Origin of the sequence: Paraglaciecola sp. 20A4 (genome assembly GCF_011378905.1) — a bacterium.
Classification (GTDB): domain Bacteria; phylum Pseudomonadota; class Gammaproteobacteria; order Enterobacterales; family Alteromonadaceae; genus Paraglaciecola.
This window is the reverse complement of the sequence record NZ_WTPY01000002.1, coordinates 302,071-318,313: the sequence shown is the minus strand read 5'-3', so window position 1 is coordinate 318,313 and position 16,243 is coordinate 302,071. Positions and strand designations below refer to the sequence as shown.

Annotated in this window: 16 protein-coding genes; 3 read left to right on the top strand and 13 right to left on the bottom strand. The window is 44.0% G+C overall.

What is annotated here, in order from left to right:
* The first annotated feature begins 95 nt into the window (after nt 1-95).
* Both nudC and hemE read left to right on the top strand, forming a co-directional pair.
* Entirely contained in the window at nt 96-911 is an 816-nt protein-coding gene (gene nudC, locus GQS54_RS03860) for an NAD(+) diphosphatase (RefSeq protein WP_166422678.1), read from the top strand.
* 245 nt (nt 912-1,156) lie between these two features.
* Entirely contained in the window at nt 1,157-2,224 is a 1,068-nt protein-coding gene (hemE, locus tag GQS54_RS03855; RefSeq protein ID WP_166422677.1) for a uroporphyrinogen decarboxylase, read from the top strand.
* Between the two features lie 87 nt (nt 2,225-2,311).
* Here the strand turns inward: hemE and GQS54_RS03850 are convergent, their stop codons facing one another.
* Both GQS54_RS03850 and mpl read right to left on the bottom strand, forming a co-directional pair.
* On the bottom strand, nt 2,312-3,082 hold the full coding sequence (locus tag GQS54_RS03850; protein WP_166422676.1) for a S1/P1 nuclease: 771 nt from the start codon (nt 3,080-3,082) through the stop codon (nt 2,312-2,314).
* 65 nt (nt 3,083-3,147) lie between these two features.
* Entirely contained in the window at nt 3,148-4,494 is a 1,347-nt protein-coding gene (mpl, locus tag GQS54_RS03845; RefSeq protein ID WP_166422674.1) for a UDP-N-acetylmuramate:L-alanyl-gamma-D-glutamyl-meso-diaminopimelate ligase, read from the bottom strand.
* Between the two features lie 225 nt (nt 4,495-4,719).
* Between mpl and GQS54_RS03840 the strand changes: the two genes are divergently transcribed.
* The gene (locus tag GQS54_RS03840) at nt 4,720-5,691 is read left to right on the top strand and encodes a class 1 fructose-bisphosphatase (RefSeq protein WP_166422673.1); all 972 of its coding nucleotides are present in this window, start codon (nt 4,720-4,722) and stop codon (nt 5,689-5,691) included.
* Nucleotides 5,692-5,757: 66 nt separating this feature from the next.
* Here the strand turns inward: GQS54_RS03840 and GQS54_RS03835 are convergent, their stop codons facing one another.
* From GQS54_RS03835 to gspD, 11 genes are all read right to left on the bottom strand, one after another.
* Nucleotides 5,758-6,501 carry a type II secretion system protein N gene (locus tag GQS54_RS03835; RefSeq protein ID WP_166422672.1) on the bottom strand — a complete coding sequence of 248 codons (744 nt, stop codon included), beginning with the start codon at nt 6,499-6,501 and terminating at the stop codon, nt 5,758-5,760.
* Nucleotides 6,498-6,977, bottom strand: a complete 480-nt coding sequence (locus tag GQS54_RS03830; RefSeq protein ID WP_166422671.1) for a type II secretion system protein M — start codon at nt 6,975-6,977, stop codon at nt 6,498-6,500. The genes GQS54_RS03835 and GQS54_RS03830 overlap by 4 nt, the downstream gene beginning before the upstream one ends.
* Nucleotide 6,978: 1 nt before the next feature.
* Nucleotides 6,979-8,172, bottom strand: a complete 1,194-nt coding sequence (gene gspL, locus GQS54_RS03825; protein WP_166422670.1) for a type II secretion system protein GspL — start codon at nt 8,170-8,172, stop codon at nt 6,979-6,981.
* Nucleotides 8,173-8,251: 79 nt separating this feature from the next.
* On the bottom strand, nt 8,252-9,238 hold the full coding sequence (gene gspK / locus GQS54_RS03820) for a type II secretion system minor pseudopilin GspK (RefSeq protein WP_240919821.1): 987 nt from the start codon (nt 9,236-9,238) through the stop codon (nt 8,252-8,254).
* An 8-nt stretch (nt 9,239-9,246) separates the two neighbouring features.
* On the bottom strand, nt 9,247-9,915 hold the full coding sequence (gene gspJ / locus GQS54_RS03815; RefSeq protein WP_166422668.1) for a type II secretion system minor pseudopilin GspJ: 669 nt from the start codon (nt 9,913-9,915) through the stop codon (nt 9,247-9,249).
* Nucleotides 9,908-10,297, bottom strand: coding sequence for a type II secretion system minor pseudopilin GspI (gene gspI, locus GQS54_RS03810; RefSeq protein ID WP_166422667.1), 390 nt, complete (start codon nt 10,295-10,297; stop codon nt 9,908-9,910). The genes gspJ and gspI overlap by 8 nt, the downstream gene beginning before the upstream one ends.
* The gene (gspH, locus tag GQS54_RS03805) at nt 10,294-10,938 is read right to left on the bottom strand and encodes a type II secretion system minor pseudopilin GspH (protein ID WP_346766546.1); all 645 of its coding nucleotides are present in this window, start codon (nt 10,936-10,938) and stop codon (nt 10,294-10,296) included. The genes gspI and gspH overlap by 4 nt, the downstream gene beginning before the upstream one ends.
* Before the next feature lie 7 nt (nt 10,939-10,945).
* Nucleotides 10,946-11,386: a type II secretion system major pseudopilin GspG gene (gene gspG, locus GQS54_RS03800; protein WP_166422666.1), complete on the bottom strand. Its 441-nt coding sequence runs from the start codon at nt 11,384-11,386 to the stop codon at nt 10,946-10,948.
* Nucleotides 11,387-12,607 carry a type II secretion system inner membrane protein GspF gene (gspF, locus tag GQS54_RS03795; protein ID WP_166422665.1) on the bottom strand — a complete coding sequence of 407 codons (1,221 nt, stop codon included), beginning with the start codon at nt 12,605-12,607 and terminating at the stop codon, nt 11,387-11,389. It lies immediately after the preceding gene.
* Nucleotide 12,608: 1 nt separating this feature from the next.
* Nucleotides 12,609-14,171, bottom strand: a complete 1,563-nt coding sequence (gspE, locus tag GQS54_RS03790) for a type II secretion system ATPase GspE (RefSeq protein WP_166422664.1) — start codon at nt 14,169-14,171, stop codon at nt 12,609-12,611.
* On the bottom strand, nt 14,171-16,243 hold the full coding sequence (gspD, locus tag GQS54_RS03785; RefSeq protein WP_166422663.1) for a type II secretion system secretin GspD: 2,073 nt from the start codon (nt 16,241-16,243) through the stop codon (nt 14,171-14,173). Before gspD ends, gspE begins: the two co-directional genes overlap by 1 nt.

Genomic DNA, 16,243 nt, shown 5'->3' with positions numbered 1-16,243 from the left:
ATTCTATATTACGAATAATTACCTATGCATAAGACTCATTATACCAATAATAACAGTAGTCCAAAGCTGTTTAAAAAGGTGACTATAAAAGTATTATGATTAAGCAAAACATTCAAATTCAGGGTGACAGCCAAAATATTTGGTTTATTTTTAGCGCCGAAAAACTACTGGTTCCTTTTGGCCAACCAGGTCCACTTATCGAGACATGGGACAATCTACAGTTTGCCCACGCTTACAAAGAACAGGTGGTACAAATTGGCGAGCACAATGGCCAAACATGCTATCTAGTAGACATGGGCAACGAACAAGTCCTGCAACAAGATATACACCTAACGCACCTTAGATCACTTTTAATGCAGGATGATTTAGAAGTATTTGCTATTGCCGCAAGGGCTTGGCAGGTAGCATTGTTTTTACGCACCCACCGATTTTGTGGGCAATGTGGTTCAACCATGCAGAAAATTGATTGGGAAATGGCGATGCATTGCCATCGCTGCAACCACAGATGCTACCCCAGAATATCGCCTTGTATCATAGTGGCAATTCGCAACGGGGATAAAATTTTACTTGCCCAAGGAAAACCACAAAAAGAGCGCAATATGTTCTCGACCCTTGCGGGTTTTGTCGAAAGTGGAGAAACCCTCGAACATGCAGTGCATCGGGAAGTTTTTGAAGAAGTTGGTGTGGCAGTAAAAAATTTGCGCTACGTTTCAAGCCAACCTTGGCCTTTTCCGCACTCATTGATGGTAGGTTTCTTAGCTGACTTCGACAGTGGCGATATAAAAGTAGACGGTCACGAGATAATTGAAGCGCATTGGTTCAAATATGATGAATTGCCAAATATTCCTCCGAAGTTTTCTATTGCAGGGCAGCTAATCGAGCGCACCATAGAAGAAATTTGTGCTGATTAACTTTTAATAATTCACATAAAAAACCCCACTTTAAGTGGGGTTCGAATATTTTAGCGTCTAAGTCTCGTTTTTTCGAGCTTCTTGTTGTTAGTTTGCTTTCGCAACAATGTTATAACAGAGTTCCCATTGTGGTTGCAAGTATTTACAATATTTAGGTTGATTTTCACTTCTTCATTGCGGCGAAAAAGGTACAATGGCGACTTTTTTGGCCTAGGACTGGCGTACCACTTTTACAGAGGAAATTCATGCATTCTTTAAAAAACGACCGATATCTACGCGCACTGCTGCGCCAACCAGTCGATGTGACTCCTGTATGGATGATGCGCCAAGCTGGCCGTTACCTACCTGAATACAAAGCAACACGGGCGCTAGCTGGCGATTTTATGTCTTTATGTAAAAACGCTGAATTAGCGTGTGAAGTGACATTACAACCTTTGCGCCGATATGATTTAGACGCGGCCATTTTGTTTTCCGATATACTCACTATCCCAGATGCGATGGGTTTGGGTCTGTATTTCGAGCAAGGAGAAGGCCCTAAGTTCGCTAGACCGATTACCTGTATGGCTGATATTCAAAATTTACCTGCCCCGGATCCTGAGCAAGAGCTGCAATACGTGATGAATGCCGTGCGTACTATTCGCAAAAATCTACAAGGTGAAGTACCCCTTATTGGCTTTTCCGGCAGTCCTTGGACCTTGGCCACGTATATGATTGAAGGTGGCTCAAGTAAGGCTTTTACTAAGATCAAGAAAATGGCTTTTAGTGACCCCAAAGCCCTACATTTGTTACTGGATAAACTCGCAGATTCGGTCATTTTGTATTTGAATGCACAAATTGCAGCAGGGGCGCAATCTGTTATGGTTTTCGATACATGGGGCGGCGTTTTATCACCTCGCGATTATCGGGATTTTTCATTGCAATATATGCATAAAATTGTCGATGGATTAACCCGTGAAAATGATGGACGTAGAGTCCCTGTTACCTTATTCACAAAAAATGCAGGAATGTGGCTAGAGTCTATTGCTGCAACGGGTTGTGATGGTATAGGTCTAGACTGGACCATAGATATCGACAATGCCAAAGCGCGGGTAGGCGACAAAGTCGCTCTTCAGGGTAATATGGATCCCTCTATGTTGTATGCATCACCGGAGCGAATCGAACAAGAAGTGCAACACATTCTAGCCGGATTTGGCGAAGGTCCGGGGCATGTATTTAATTTAGGCCACGGCATTCATTTAGATGTTCCACCGGAAAATGCCAAGGTGTTTGTAGACGCAGTGCACAAATATAGTGCCCAGTACCACAAGAACTAAACAGCTTAAGGTATTTCAGGCCGTGTATATAAGAGGCAGCTTAATCGCTGCCTTTTTGATGGTTGTATACTTACTTCCACTAAAACGCTATTTAAATACGTCGTTTAGGTAAGTAGCAATGCGGATCCCAGCCATTTGTAGGCGTATTTTCGCCTGTGGCAGGTGATTGTATAAGTAATCCCAAGAAATTTCTTCGTCTTTTGGGTAAATCTCATCGCGGATTAGAATGCTTTCGGCAATCCAGACCTGCGGGTCGATAACACTCCAAGCATCAATATCGTGTAAGCTGATCTTGCGATTCAAGCGCGCTGTCCATTCAGTATATGACAGTTGACGCTGATCAAGCAGCTCACTGTCCCATACTCGATGCAAATTGGAATCTTTCCAGAAAAAGTTAACCTTTACATCATTTCCGCCGCGGTCAGTACCATTTCCAGCGTGCAATGGTTGATGCAAGTCGCCAATAATATGTACGATGAAGCGCAATGCTAATTGCTTGTCTTCTTTGCTCGTTTTGCCGTCCTTTAACGTGGCGGTAAACATTTCTAAAGCACTTACCCCATCACCTTCTTTTGGCGCTCCAACTTGTGCATATGTTTTGCCTTCTGGGACCGTTACGTAATGATACGGCCCAGCTTTATCCTGCCAAAATACTTCAGGATTAGAACGCATCTCGTCTGGATAGGTCGCCGCTTCTGCTAAATCTTCGTTAGGCAGCAAAGCGCTGACTTCAGCCTGAGCTTGAGGGGTTAAATGTTGTTGGGCAATCGCTCCTGTTATCCTGTGGCCTATTTGACCCCATGCGAATACGTTAACGCTAAAGGTGGCTACGAGTAACCCAAAAATAACTTTCTGCATAAATGAATAATCCCTACTTAAATGCGCTCGCTAAGAGCTGAAAATGTGTCTAATAATAGGTTCTGCTACTGTGACAACTTTTTTAATAAACGTTGGTGAATACCACCAAAATCACCGTTACTCATAATCAGCACATGATCGCCTGGTTTAACGTATGACAGAATTGATTTTTCTAGTACGTCTAAGTCACTGTGCAACGAAGCCGTCACATCGCTTTGGGCTAACAGTGTATCCATCGACCAGCTAAGATTCCCCGGCTGATAGATAAAAACCTGATCTGCTGCAGACCATGACTTAGCTAATGTTTGTTTATGTACACCCATTTTCATGGTGTTAGAGCGCGGTTCTAGCACAGCTAAAATACGAGCATCACCCACCTTAGCGCGCAGCCCTTGTAGAGTCGTCGCTATGGCTGTGGGATGATGGGCAAAATCGTCATATATCGTAATGCCGTTCACAGTTCCCAGCACTTCCATACGCCGCTTAGCATTTATAAAGCTACCTAGTGCTTCAATAGCAACGCTTGGTAGCACACCAGCATGACGCGCCGCAATAATAGCCATCATTGCATTTTGAACATTATGCTGACCTAACAACGACCATTTAACGCGACCAAAAGCACTGCCTTTATACACCACGTCAAACTCACTGCCATCAGGTAACGCGTTTGCTACTTGCCAATCACTCCCAACAAACTGCACGGGTGACCAACAACCTTTATCGAGCACTTGGGTAATATGCTGATCAGATTTTGGTGCGATAACCAAACCGTTACCTGGCAACATACGAATAAGATGATGAAATTGCTTCTGAATATCAGCAATGCTGTCAAATATATCCGCATGGTCAAACTCAATATTATTAATAACCAAGGTGCGTGGGCGGTAGTGCACAAATTTTGAACGTTTATCGAAAAAAGCGCTGTCGTATTCATCTGCTTCTATTACGAAAAAAGGGGTTTCCCCTAAGCGCGCAGAAATATGAAAATTTTGCGGGATCCCGCCAATCAAAAACCCCGGAGACATTCCCGCAAACTCTAGTATCCACGCCAACATACTTGAGGTGCTGGTTTTACCGTGGGTACCTGACACCGCCAATACCCAACGATCTTTAAGCACATTCTCTAATAGCCATTGAGGGCCACTGGTATAGGGTATTCCGCGATTCAAAACATATTCTACGGCCAGATTACCGCGAGAAAGTGCATTACCAATAATAACAATATCGGGTTGCGGGTCAAACTGACTATCATCAAATCCTTGGGTTAATTCGATGCCCAATTCTTCAAGTTGCGTGCTCATTGGCGGGTAAACGTTATTATCTGAGCCGGTCACTTTATGCCCCATCGCCTTAGCAATCGCCGCGATACCACCCATAAACGTCCCACAAATACCTAAAATATGTAGATGCATATTATTTTTTCTAGAATAAATAGACCCCTAGATTACCAGATACCGATAGCAGTTCGCACTGACAAGATGACAATTTAATGATCAACAGTACAAACTACGTTATTCGGGGCTGAGTTTTGTGGTAAATCCAGTTACACTCATTAGTTCTTGCACAGCGATCATAAAAACAACAATATTCGTCTGTAATTCTGTCCCTACAATCGTGATAAAAGGCCAAGGTAATACATGAAAAGACTTAACTCGCAACTTCAAGAAGATGGCGCTCCTATGGAGCTTATTCTGCTACTAAGAACACTTTTAGCAGGATGTAAGGAAATATCATTTAGGGTCAGCCAAGGGGCATTAGCCGGAGTACTCGGCTCAACGTTAAGTGAAAATGTTCAAGGCGAAACCCAAAAAAAATTGGATGTAATATCTAATCAAATCCTAAAAGATATCTTAAGCGAATCAGGCTATGTGAAAGCGATATCCTCGGAAGAAGAAGATGATGTAGTCGCTTGTAATCCCAATGGTAACTACTTAGTCAGCTTTGATCCTCTAGACGGCTCATCAAATACTGATATTAATAGTCTTATCGGTACCATTTTTTCTATTACTCACGCCCCACAATGGATGGATGCGGATGATCCATCTGCGTTTTTGCAGCCTGGTACACAGATCGTTGCTGCCGGTTATGTTTTATATGGTCCCAGCGCCATGCTTGCCTTGAGTACTGGGCGCGGCACTCACTTGTACACACTAGATAAAACCCATGGCGGTTTTCTATTAACCCAAAAAGATGTACAAGTGCCTAAGCAAACGTCTGAATTTGCTATTAATGCATCTAACCAACGTCATTGGGAAGAGCCTGTAAAAGACTATATCGGCGATTTGATTGCTGGTGAAGATGGTCCGCGCGGTAAAGACTTTAACATGCGGTGGGTTGCAGCGATGGTTGGAGACATTCATCGTGTTCTTAGTCGCGGCGGTATATTTATGTATCCGTTCGACAAGCGCAACCCAGAAATGCCAGGAAAACTACGTTTACTTTACGAAGCCAATCCAATGGCATTTTTGATGGAACAAGCTGGTGGTTTAGCATCAACCGGTCAAGGTAGAATATTAGAAGTCATGCCGACTGAAATCCATCAACGAGTGCCGGTAATCCTGGGCTCCAAGGAAGAAGTAGAAGCTTGTTTGAGCTACTATAAAGCCTAAATGACAGTTAGACATCGATAAAAAAGGCGCTTTTAAAGCGCCTTTCTAGTATTCGCTATTCGCAAACTAAAACTTAACGGGGTAGTAACCTTGTGCGTCTTTCTTGCCAAAAAATTGTGCCGCTTGATGTACTTCTTTAGGCAACGCGTCATCAGGTTTAAAACGGCCATTAATACGAAACGCTAGCGAACTTGGAATATGTGCCACCGCACTTAAGCCAAAGCTGTTAGGTTCATTAATGGTCATCACTATTTCTTTATTTTCGCATTTGAGTGTAGCGGCAAAATTGCCTAACTCAATATCTTGCTGGGTCCCCTGCACTTTCGCTTTTAACCACAAACCTTGACCTGTCATTACGGTACAGTGCTCACTATAATCTAGCGCCTGTAGCGCAATTTTAAAGCGCCCGCTAGCATTCACTGGAATCGGCAAAGGTAAACTACTGATCACTAAGCTTGTTGGCAGAAATATTTGTACGTCTTCCCCCTGCACACGACCATTGGATATCGCTACATTACCGTCCAAAGAAATATCTTCAATTTCACGAATATTGCCTGCTTTTAGATTCAAATTAGCGGTACCTGTAAGCAATGGCCAAAAAGCCAATTCCCAATTCAAATCATGAACAGGCAAACCCTGCACCGTGACTATGGATGCATGACCATTCCAAATGGTACCTGAAACGCCGTGCACCGTAACGTCGGGCGGTAATTCAACTCGTGAAATAATCTGCGCAGCAGGTAATTTCGCAATGAGAAAAATAGCATAAATAATTAGGCAGCTAATGCCCCACTTTAAAACTAACTTCATAATTTACCTAATTTCAGACGTCGGACTTTAACCTGTCCTGGCGCATCACTTTCAGCGAGATCCACATCTAAGATACTGATCCCCATCTCTTCCATAGACTTAAGCCAATCTAACACATCGTTAAAAGGTGCCTGATCAACCCATACCTGCAGCTCATCACCTTGAGGCTGCATACGGGCTATGGCGATATTTGCTCTGGCAGCTGATTGGTTTGCTGCCTGGGCCAGCGAACCATTAAATCCAGCAACGACCCCTTGAGCAGCTCTGAGCTGAATGGCACGATTAGCGTTTTTTTGTACCCAACTTAATAATGATTTTTGCGCAATGACTGCTTTTTGGTCACGTTCAATAGCGTGGTTTAATGGTGACCAAACTAACCAATAAAACATACCCACCACCACCACAACGGCCGAGATAACGATTAAGCGTTGCTCACGCTCTGTCAACTGACTAAATTTTTGTTTAAGCATATTCATACTAGCTCCTTACCACCAACGAACCGTAAACCAAGTCATTACGGTTATTGATTGCCCCTTGCTCTACTTCGAAACCTTGCGCTTCAGCTAGACGTTTAAATTGTTCTAACGATTCAAAGTTCGTCGCCATGGCTTGCATTCTTATCTCTCTGCGGGCTGAATCGAATTTCACACTGGCCGGTTTCACCTGACTCTTAGCAAATGCATCTGCAAGCTGATTCATCATTACTAACATGGACGAACCGCCGGTTCCTTGTTCAAGCGCGGCCATTTTACTGCGCATCGTCGCGCGCAGATCTCGATATGCACCAGCCTTAGGGAATGCCCGTTGAAACTCAGCTCTAACTTGCTGAGACAACGCCGCCTTTTCGCTGCTAAGTTGCTGCTGCATTGCAACTTTATCAATCAACGTTGTACACAATGCAATCACTGCTAATACAGCAGCTAAACGCCATTTTCCAAAATCCCCACCTTGCTTTTTGCGGGATTTAAATTCGCCTTGTAGCAAATTAAAATGGGTTGACTGTAATCCATTGGCCAAAATTTTCATCGGCATGTCTACGCGCTGTTCGTGCAAGAGCACGTTGTGCATCTGATCAGCACAAAGACTAGTGTAATTATCCAAAGATAGCGGCACTGCCAACTGCTTAGCGTGATGGTTAATCGCTTGCACCAACCAGTTTTTTTCACCTTGAATGCCAGCCCACTGGTCTTGACGGATCAATAATTGTTCGCCTAATTCCAGTGCCGCCCAACCTTCAGCAGGCTCTGGTACAGCTAGTATATCGGGTACAATGCGTTCGCACTGTAAACCAGCGTCAGCAAGTTGTGTTTGCCAAGCATGTAAACGAGCTTTGCTCACCACAGCAACGGCTTGTTGGTTGCCTTTTCGCCCGCCTAATGCAAAAAACTGTGTGCTAATGTCCCCGCTAATTTCATCCTCCAACATAAACGGAATAGCACTAAGGGCTTTTCGTCCACCTTTGCTCGGTAATGCAACCCACTTTAGCAATACGTCACTCGTGGGCACAAGTACGGTAATTGGCCGTTGACCTGCCCGATCTTTTAACGACGACAAATGTCCTGCATCTGGAAGTTCACCGCTTGCAATAACGTCATCACCCTGAGCTGAACACACGATCCAATGGATTGCGTCATCTTTATTTGAACCCAGTCTAACTATTAATTGTTCCATTATGCTGGCCTATTCTGGTCTTTACACATACTGTTTATGTCACTGAAGCCCGTGTGCGGGCGACTATTTTTATCATTTTTCATAGGGTGCCAAATTCTCTGCGTAATAACGTCACATTTTCACTGTCATCCACTGCAAATACGCTAACCATTGAAAACGTTGCGTCGTTGTAAGCAGTCTTAACTTCCAACAAGAAGTGCCCAGTGGTGACGTCAAACCAATCATTACGCTCATCAGGCATATTCAATGCGGTAATGGCACTACTAGCCAAGAAGTCAGCAACGGTTTTAAAGCCTTCTTTTGGACGATTCGTTATAATATCTTGTGCTTCAGACAAGCTTAAACCAGTCAAGGCAGCCAAAACAGGGGCGCTTTTTTCATCGATAGTATTGACGTTAATTTTAAAGTCATCATTGCCTGGTATCACGCATACCTGTTTAAGTAAGGCGTCAAGCCATTCATTACTAACACCATTCACCAAACGCAATTCTGTCTTGTGTGCCATCAAATTATTCGCTGCCAGATAAGGAAATTGACGCGACTCATACTCACTGTCTTCAGCCCCTTGTTGACTCATATCGCTGTCGCCATCTAACCAGTCCATCAACGAATCACTAAACGTATCTATATCGTAGGTACTAATATCGCTGTTAACGTTCTCCATCAGGCGTTTAAACGCCATTTGACGCTCACTTGGTCCGCTAGTAGCGCCACTACTACTTTGCGTTCCACCGCGTAAGCCATTCACATTGAAACAACTTTGCATATCATATAGTTGCGCTTGAATGCCGCCCCCTTCTAGGGGATAAACAAATGGTTCAGACCATTGTTGATCAAAACTGATTACCCCATCACTATTTTCCACTAAAAACTTAATGGATTTCTGCGCGTATTGCTCTGCACCCATGGCGTACCAATAAGCTTGATTATTATCTTTTATATTCGATGCACGTTTAACTTGTAGCTGTAAACGAGAACCCATTTCAGTAGCCAAAACACTCACTAACGCCACGATGAGCAATACAATAATCAGCGCAACACCGGTCTGATGTTGTTTTGGTTTCATTAAATAGTTCATGAGCTACTGCCGGAGAGTAAAAATTCTCGGCGAATAAAACCAAAATCTTGACTGGTAAATTCAATGGCAACAGCTTTAGGCAACACAGTATCGCTGTAATCCTCTTGCCATGCTGAGTCGTCTTCTTCATCCTCTTGGGCTGAAATAAAGTACACTTTGAAATCATCTATGTTTTCGAGCAGCACTTTGACCTTAGGCTCATAACCAATCACATTATCAACATAGTTGCCGTATAAACGCTGTAATTGGCGCTCCTGCACGCGATAACCTACGCCCTGCAAAGTACTGCGTGGCAATCTTAATTGTGGGTTATACCAACCGCCATGCACAAACGCGAGTCCATCGTGGTCGCTATCAAGAACACCATCACCGCCATACATCACGCGCTCACTGGCCTCGCCTGCTACTCTAACGGGTCGTGCAACAGCTTGTAATACATCACGCTCAAGGGTCAGCATAGCGCGCTGTAATGTTTGAAGTTGCTCGAAACGCTCGCTAGACAGCTTGTCACTATCGATCACACTCGTCAGTACACCGGTGCTGGCAATACCAATTAGGGTAAAGATTGCCATAGCAATCAGAATTTCAAGCAGCGTAAAACCTGAGATGTGTCTTAGCGGTGCAGAACGATTGGGCGCCACCTTATAATTACGATAACTAGGCATCGCTATCTCGCTTTGCCACAAACGTTACCACCGAGGTAATAGGCGCAACAAGTTTCTCGTCTAAGGCAACGCTGACCTCAACCGACAACAACTCTTTATCATTTGTTTTAGTCACTTTTTGCTGCCAATACCACGTTCGGTCTGCCATATCTTGCTCACCTTTGGCATTATTTTTTGGCGGCCATTGAGTTGATAACTGTAATTGCGCTAAGCGATTATTTGCCACCCAAGTAGCGAAAGTAATTTCTTCGATTTGTCCAATGCTAGCAAGATGATCACTGGCAGCTTTCATAATTGCGGTCGCTGTCATAGCAAAGATGACTAATGCCACCATCACCTCTAACAGGGTCATGCCTTTTTGCGATGCGCTGCCTAAGTTCATAGCTGATCCAGTGGACCGTCAACCGTCACGGGTAACGAATCTTCAACATTTACTCGAAAATAGGTCGGTACTTCAGATGAAAAGCCTGGCTCATATGCGAAAGATAAAGAGAAAGGAGTAATATCACCGCTAGATAATAGAAATACCTGTGGTGGAGGAAGCTTTTTTTCTTCCTCGTCACCTATACTGACGCTGTCATCACTGACAGATAACTCGGCATCAATAGTAGACTCATTGAACAAGCTATCGTCTGTATCCCAAGGCAAATCATTCAGTTCTAATTCGAAGGTAAATTCATCTGGTAAGGTATACGCCTCGAATGTTTTATCGCCAGCAATAAGTTGCCAGTTTTGCTCTTCATCGAGCACCATAAAGCTGTATTGATTTTTATCTCGTTCAACTCGTAAACCCAGCTGTTTTTGATTCAATACGGCAAAATCAGATGCCATACTAAACACTACCTGAAAGCGCTGAACTTGTTTTTTGAGGCGGTCTTGACCACTTTGCCCACCGATATTGAATACCACAGTGCCTGCTAGTAATCCCATTATAACCAGTACCAGCATCACTTCTATTAAGGTGAAACCTCGCGATTTTCGGGGCTTTACGTTAAACGAGTTAAAAAAGGCAGATTGTGGCACAGCCCAACTAGCCTAAGTAGTCGTTAAGGTTCCAGTTTCCAATGTCATCATCGGTTCCGGCCTCACCGTCAGGACCATTTGAAAAAATATCGATTACCCCTACTTCGCCTGGGCTCAATAGTTGATATGGATTACCCCATGGATCTTCAGGCAAACGCTTGATAAATCCGCCTTCTTGGTAATTACGCGGTATGGGATCAATCGTTGGAATCGTCACTAGGGCCTCTAAACCTTGCTCACTGGTAGGAAACACATTATTGCGCAACTTGTACATCTCAAGCGCACTTTCAAGCTGCTGAATATCCACAGCGGCCTTTTTCACTTGCGCTTGCTCTTGATTACCTAGAATGGAAGGCGCGATCATCGATGCCATAATGCCGATAATCAGTAAAACTACCATGACTTCAATCAAGCTAAAGCCGCGCTGGGTACGTTGTATCATTTTCATTTAAAGATTCACCATGTTGTTTAAAGCTAAAATAGGTTGCAGGATCGCCATTACTATAAACAGCACTATACCCGCCATAGAGACAATCAAAAGTGGCTCAAATACTTTCAGTGACACGCCAACCAAGGATTCAAACTCTCTATCTTGGTTATCTGCCGCTCGCCCAAGCATTTGGGTCAGCTCACCACTGCGCTCACCTGAGGCAATCATATGCATCATCATCGGCGGAAACATCTTAGTACGCTCAAGGGCAGCACGTAGGCTTGAGCCCTCTTTTACATTGATTGATGCACCTTTGACCTCATCACGAATGTACAAGTTCGCCAGCACATCGCTGGAAATTTTCATGCTCTCAAGTAAGGGCACAGAACTAGAGGTTAATATACTCAATGTCCGGGCAAAACGTGCCGTGTTAAGGCCTTTCGAAACCTTACCCAATAAAGGTAAGCCCAGAATAAAATGATGGTAACGTTTTTTCATTACCGGTTGCTGTAATACGCGACTTATCACCATCGCGAGCAATGCCAGCACAACTATCAGTATCAAACCATAGCTTTGCATCCACTCACTGACACTGATCAGCACTTTAGTAATAGTAGGTAAGTCTTGCCCCATATGATCGAACTGACCAACAATTTTGGGTACCACCACTGTGAGTAATAAAATAACGATACCCATGGCAAAAAACATCATAAGCAAGGGATAGACCAAGGCTTGGGTTATTTGGCTGCGGGTTTGCTGACGTTTTTCGGTGTAATCTGCCAATCGATTTAATACCGTATCCAAGTGCCCAGATTTTTCACCTGCGGCCACCATGGCGCGAAATAGATCATCAAAAACATGCGGAAATTCAGCCATCGCATCCGCTAAGTTATAGCCTTCAACCACTTTACTGCGTACCGCCATCATCATATTTTTCTGACGCGGTTTTTCAGATTGTTGCGCTACCGCCATCAATGCTTCTTCAATGGGCAGAGATGACTCCACTAAGGTCGCAAGTTGCCGGGTAAGCAAAGCGAGATCAGAGGCAGAAATCTTAGGTTTAAACAACGAAAACTGGGTAGCGGATTGTCGTTCTTTCTCTGCGACTTGCTCCACTTCTAACGGAATAAGGTGTTGCTCACGCAATTGCTGGCGTATTTGCCTGGCGTTGTCGCCTTCTAGTACACCGCTTTTATTTTTGCCGTTTTTATCCAGAGCTTTAAATGCAAACGCAGCCATTCTAGTCTTCTCGTGTAACGCGTAACACTTCTTCTAATGAAGTGATACCAGCGAGTACCCTAAGACAACCATCATCACGAATACTTGGCGTATTTTGACGTATATATTTTTCAATTGCCTGCTCACCATGACCGTTGTGGATCAATTCACGAATGCCTTCATCGACAATCAATAATTCATGAATACCTGTTCGTCCGCGATAACCGGTATGGTTACAGGCTGCGCAGCCTTTAGGACGACAAACATTGAGACTTTCCGCACTGTCGACGGTCACCCCTAGGACAGTGCATTCTTGAGCGCTAGGCTGGTACGGCGTTTTGCAATCAGGACATAACGTTCGCACCAAACGCTGTGACAATACCGCCAACAAGCTTGACGACAATAAGAATGGTTCGATGCCCATGTCTTCAAGCCGGGTAATTGCCCCCGCGGCGGTATTTGTATGCAGAGTCGACATAACCAAGTGGCCAGTTAAACTGGCTTGAACACCAATTTGGGCAGTTTCTAAATCGCGAATTTCCCCGACCATGACCACATCTGGATCTTGACGTAATATGGCTCTTAGCCCTCTAGCAAACGTCATATCTACTTTTGGGTTCACCTGGGTTTGACCAATACCTTGTAAATCAAATTCAATAGGGTCTTCTACGGTCAGAATATTGCGATCTTTGGAGTTAATTTCGCTTAAACCTGCGTACAAGGTGGTTGATTTACCTGAGCCTGTTGGACCAGTCACTAAAATGATACCGTGAGGTTTACGGATCAACCCAGAAAAGTGGCTGCGATTATCCTTGGTCATACCCAAATCTTCGAGATTTAGGCGTACGTTATTTTTATCTAATAAGCGCAGTACCACTCGCTCACCGTGACTTGATGGCATAGTTGATACGCGCACATCGACTGCGCGGCCAGCGATTCGCAACGTAATTCGACCATCTTGAGGGACGCGCTTCTCTGCTATGTCCATCTTGGACATAACCTTGATTCGAGATACCAACATTGAGGCCATTTTACGATTGGGCCGCAAAATTTCTCGCAACACCCCGTCCACTCTAAAACGCACTAGCAGCTGGGTTTCAAAGGTTTCAATATGGATATCCGACGCGCCTTCCTTGATCGCTTCACCTAACATGGCATTGATCAACTTGATAATGGGCGCATCATCTTCACTTTCAAGTAAATCTTCGGTATCGGGCAACTCTTCAGCCAAAGCAAATAAATCACTTTCGTTACCGATATCTTCCATTAATTGTTTTGCCGCTGACGAGTCTCGCTGAAACGCACTGGTCAATAATTTTTCAAATTGGCCACTTTCTATTTCACGTAATTGAAAAGGCTGCCCTAGAAAACGCCGTACTTCAGCGAAAATGGCAAAGTCAGTTTCATTGGTATGATAAAGCAAAGCGGGTGTTTCAGCGGTTTCCAGTAACACCTTATGACGCTTGGCAAAGCTAAATGCCAATTGCTTATGTTCAGCTTCATCGATAGGCGCATCCACATCAGTTCCCGCTGCGACTAGCGCCTGCTCTTCAGCTTCAATACTGCTAATGGATTCTGAGCTCATTACTCGTCGTCACCCTTTTTCTCCATGGCTTTTTCTGCTTCAGCTTTCTTTTGCATATATTCTTTGTATGAAGGAGGCAGAGCCAACCCTTCATTCCACTCGGGTAAAGCTGGGTTTTCTGAGAATGGCATTAAAGGAATACCTTCAGACTGACGCTTAAGTTGCTCAGCACGAATGTAGTTGTATTTTTTACGACTAATATCATTCATGGTTATTCCGTCCCGAATGATCGTGGGGCGAATAAACACCATCAAATTACGTTTCGATTTACTGGTTGTCGTTGATTTAAATAGGTTACCAATATAAGGAATATCGCCTAAAATGGGCACCTTAGAAACACTCTCTTGTACATCATCATCAATCAAACCACCCAACACAATCGTACCGCCGTCATCCACGATAACCGTCGTTTTAATTTCACGTTTATTAATCAAGATATCAACTGATGTAGCACCACTAATACTCGAAACCTCTTGCTCGATAAGCAATTGAACCGCATTACCTTCGTTAATTTGAGGGGTAACTTTTAGTTTGATACCTATTTCTTGACGCTCAACAGATTGGAACGGATTTGAATTGGTAGACCCAGTAGTTGAACCGGTAATAATCGGCACTTCTTGACCAACTATAAAATACGCTTCTTCGTTATCTAGCGTGGTTAAATGCGGCGTCGAAAGTACATTGGAATTAGTGTCGGTGCTGACCGCTTGTAATACGGCTCCCCAGCCATCTTTAACTGCACCCACAAGGAAACCGTTCACGCCACCAAGCAAAGATGCAAGAGAGGTATAATCCCCTTCCGTTGTTTCATCGTACGAATAAGGGTCTCCGTCATCATCGAAACCAACCGTAGTCGTGGTGGTATCTTCTGCCTCAGCGGCCGCGACTGCTAACGAGCCGATCCCGACGACATTGCCATTACTGAACTGTTGAGCCCCATATTTTTCACTAGCCCATTGCACACCAACTGTGGTGCCGTCGCCTTCAAATACTTCAACAATGATCGCCTCTACCTGCACCTGTGCACGGCGTATATCTAACTGACGGATAACGTCTTCCAACGAACGCATCATATCTGGCTGAGCAGTGATAACGAGGGCGTTAGAATCTTCATGAGCCTCAATGCTGATACCACGATCCGTTTTTGCGGTTGTTTTCGCCGCACCTTGCTCTTCAGCTTGAATACTAGCACTAACGCCTTGCAGCACTTTTACTAACTCTGCGGCTTTTGAGTATTTCAAGAAAATAACCCGGGTATTACCGTTACTTTCTAGCTCTTGATCCATGCGCTCAATCAAATTAATAATGCGCTTACGCGCCTTGATATCACCACTGACCATAACGCTGTTAGTTCTATCATCTGCCACCACACGAGGGGCGTCTTTACCACCGGCATTTGTTTTGCCTGAGGTTTTATTAATACTGTCAATAATGCGCACCATTTCTGTGGCGGATGCGTACTTCAACTTAATGATTTCAACTTCTTCATCACCGGCTTTATCAACTCGCTCGATAATTTCCACTAAACGGTTAACCACTGCAGCACGTCCAGTTAACATCATTACGTTTGATGCATCATGGCTGACTACATTACCTCCTCCCGCTTGATCATTGAGCTGGCGTAATATTGGGGCAAGTTCACGAACGGGTACATTGTATACCGGCATAACCCGAGTGATCATCTCATCACCATCAAAAGGTGTGCCTTCAACCACGGGTAAATTTGACGTTTTTGCGTCTTTTGAGCGTACAACTTTAACAATTCCACTGGGCATTTCTACCACAGCATAACCATAGACCTGCAGTACATTTAAAAAGAATTGGTAGTACTGAGCTTCATCCAATAAATCGTAACTACGAACCGAGATTTTACCTCGTACGTTGGGGTCTACTATGATGGTTTTCTTTAGGTTCTTACCCACTATATTAATAAACTCACCAATATCGGTGTTTTTAAAATTAGGGGAATACTCGTTGGCCGCCACATAGGTTGACGCAGAAAAAAATGCGGTCCCAATAACAAAGCACAAGCTGGGTAAAATATTACGGCTTGTTCGCTGGATAAAATTCAT

Bases quoted from the DNA above. Each gene is read 5' to 3' on its own strand.
- nudC (WP_166422678.1), top strand. From the start codon at position 96: ATGATTAAGCAAAACATTCAAATTCAGGGTGACAGCCAAAATATTTGG.
- hemE (WP_166422677.1), top strand. From the start codon at position 1,157: ATGCATTCTTTAAAAAACGACCGATATCTACGCGCACTGCTGCGCCAA.
- GQS54_RS03850 (WP_166422676.1), bottom strand. From the start codon at position 3,082: ATGCAGAAAGTTATTTTTGGGTTACTCGTAGCCACCTTTAGCGTTAAC.
- mpl (WP_166422674.1), bottom strand. From the start codon at position 4,494: ATGCATCTACATATTTTAGGTATTTGTGGGACGTTTATGGGTGGTATC.
- GQS54_RS03840 (WP_166422673.1), top strand. From the start codon at position 4,720: ATGAAAAGACTTAACTCGCAACTTCAAGAAGATGGCGCTCCTATGGAG.
- GQS54_RS03835 (WP_166422672.1), bottom strand. From the start codon at position 6,501: ATGAAGTTAGTTTTAAAGTGGGGCATTAGCTGCCTAATTATTTATGCT.
- GQS54_RS03830 (WP_166422671.1), bottom strand. From the start codon at position 6,977: ATGAATATGCTTAAACAAAAATTTAGTCAGTTGACAGAGCGTGAGCAA.
- gspL (WP_166422670.1), bottom strand. From the start codon at position 8,172: ATGGAACAATTAATAGTTAGACTGGGTTCAAATAAAGATGACGCAATC.
- gspK (WP_240919821.1), bottom strand. From the start codon at position 9,238: ATGAAACCAAAACAACATCAGACCGGTGTTGCGCTGATTATTGTATTG.
- gspJ (WP_166422668.1), bottom strand. From the start codon at position 9,915: ATGCCTAGTTATCGTAATTATAAGGTGGCGCCCAATCGTTCTGCACCG.
- gspI (WP_166422667.1), bottom strand. From the start codon at position 10,297: ATGAACTTAGGCAGCGCATCGCAAAAAGGCATGACCCTGTTAGAGGTG.
- gspG (WP_166422666.1), bottom strand. From the start codon at position 11,386: ATGAAAATGATACAACGTACCCAGCGCGGCTTTAGCTTGATTGAAGTC.
- gspF (WP_166422665.1), bottom strand. From the start codon at position 12,607: ATGGCTGCGTTTGCATTTAAAGCTCTGGATAAAAACGGCAAAAATAAA.
- gspE (WP_166422664.1), bottom strand. From the start codon at position 14,171: ATGAGCTCAGAATCCATTAGCAGTATTGAAGCTGAAGAGCAGGCGCTA.
- gspD (WP_166422663.1), bottom strand. From the start codon at position 16,243: ATGAATTTTATCCAGCGAACAAGCCGTAATATTTTACCCAGCTTGTGC.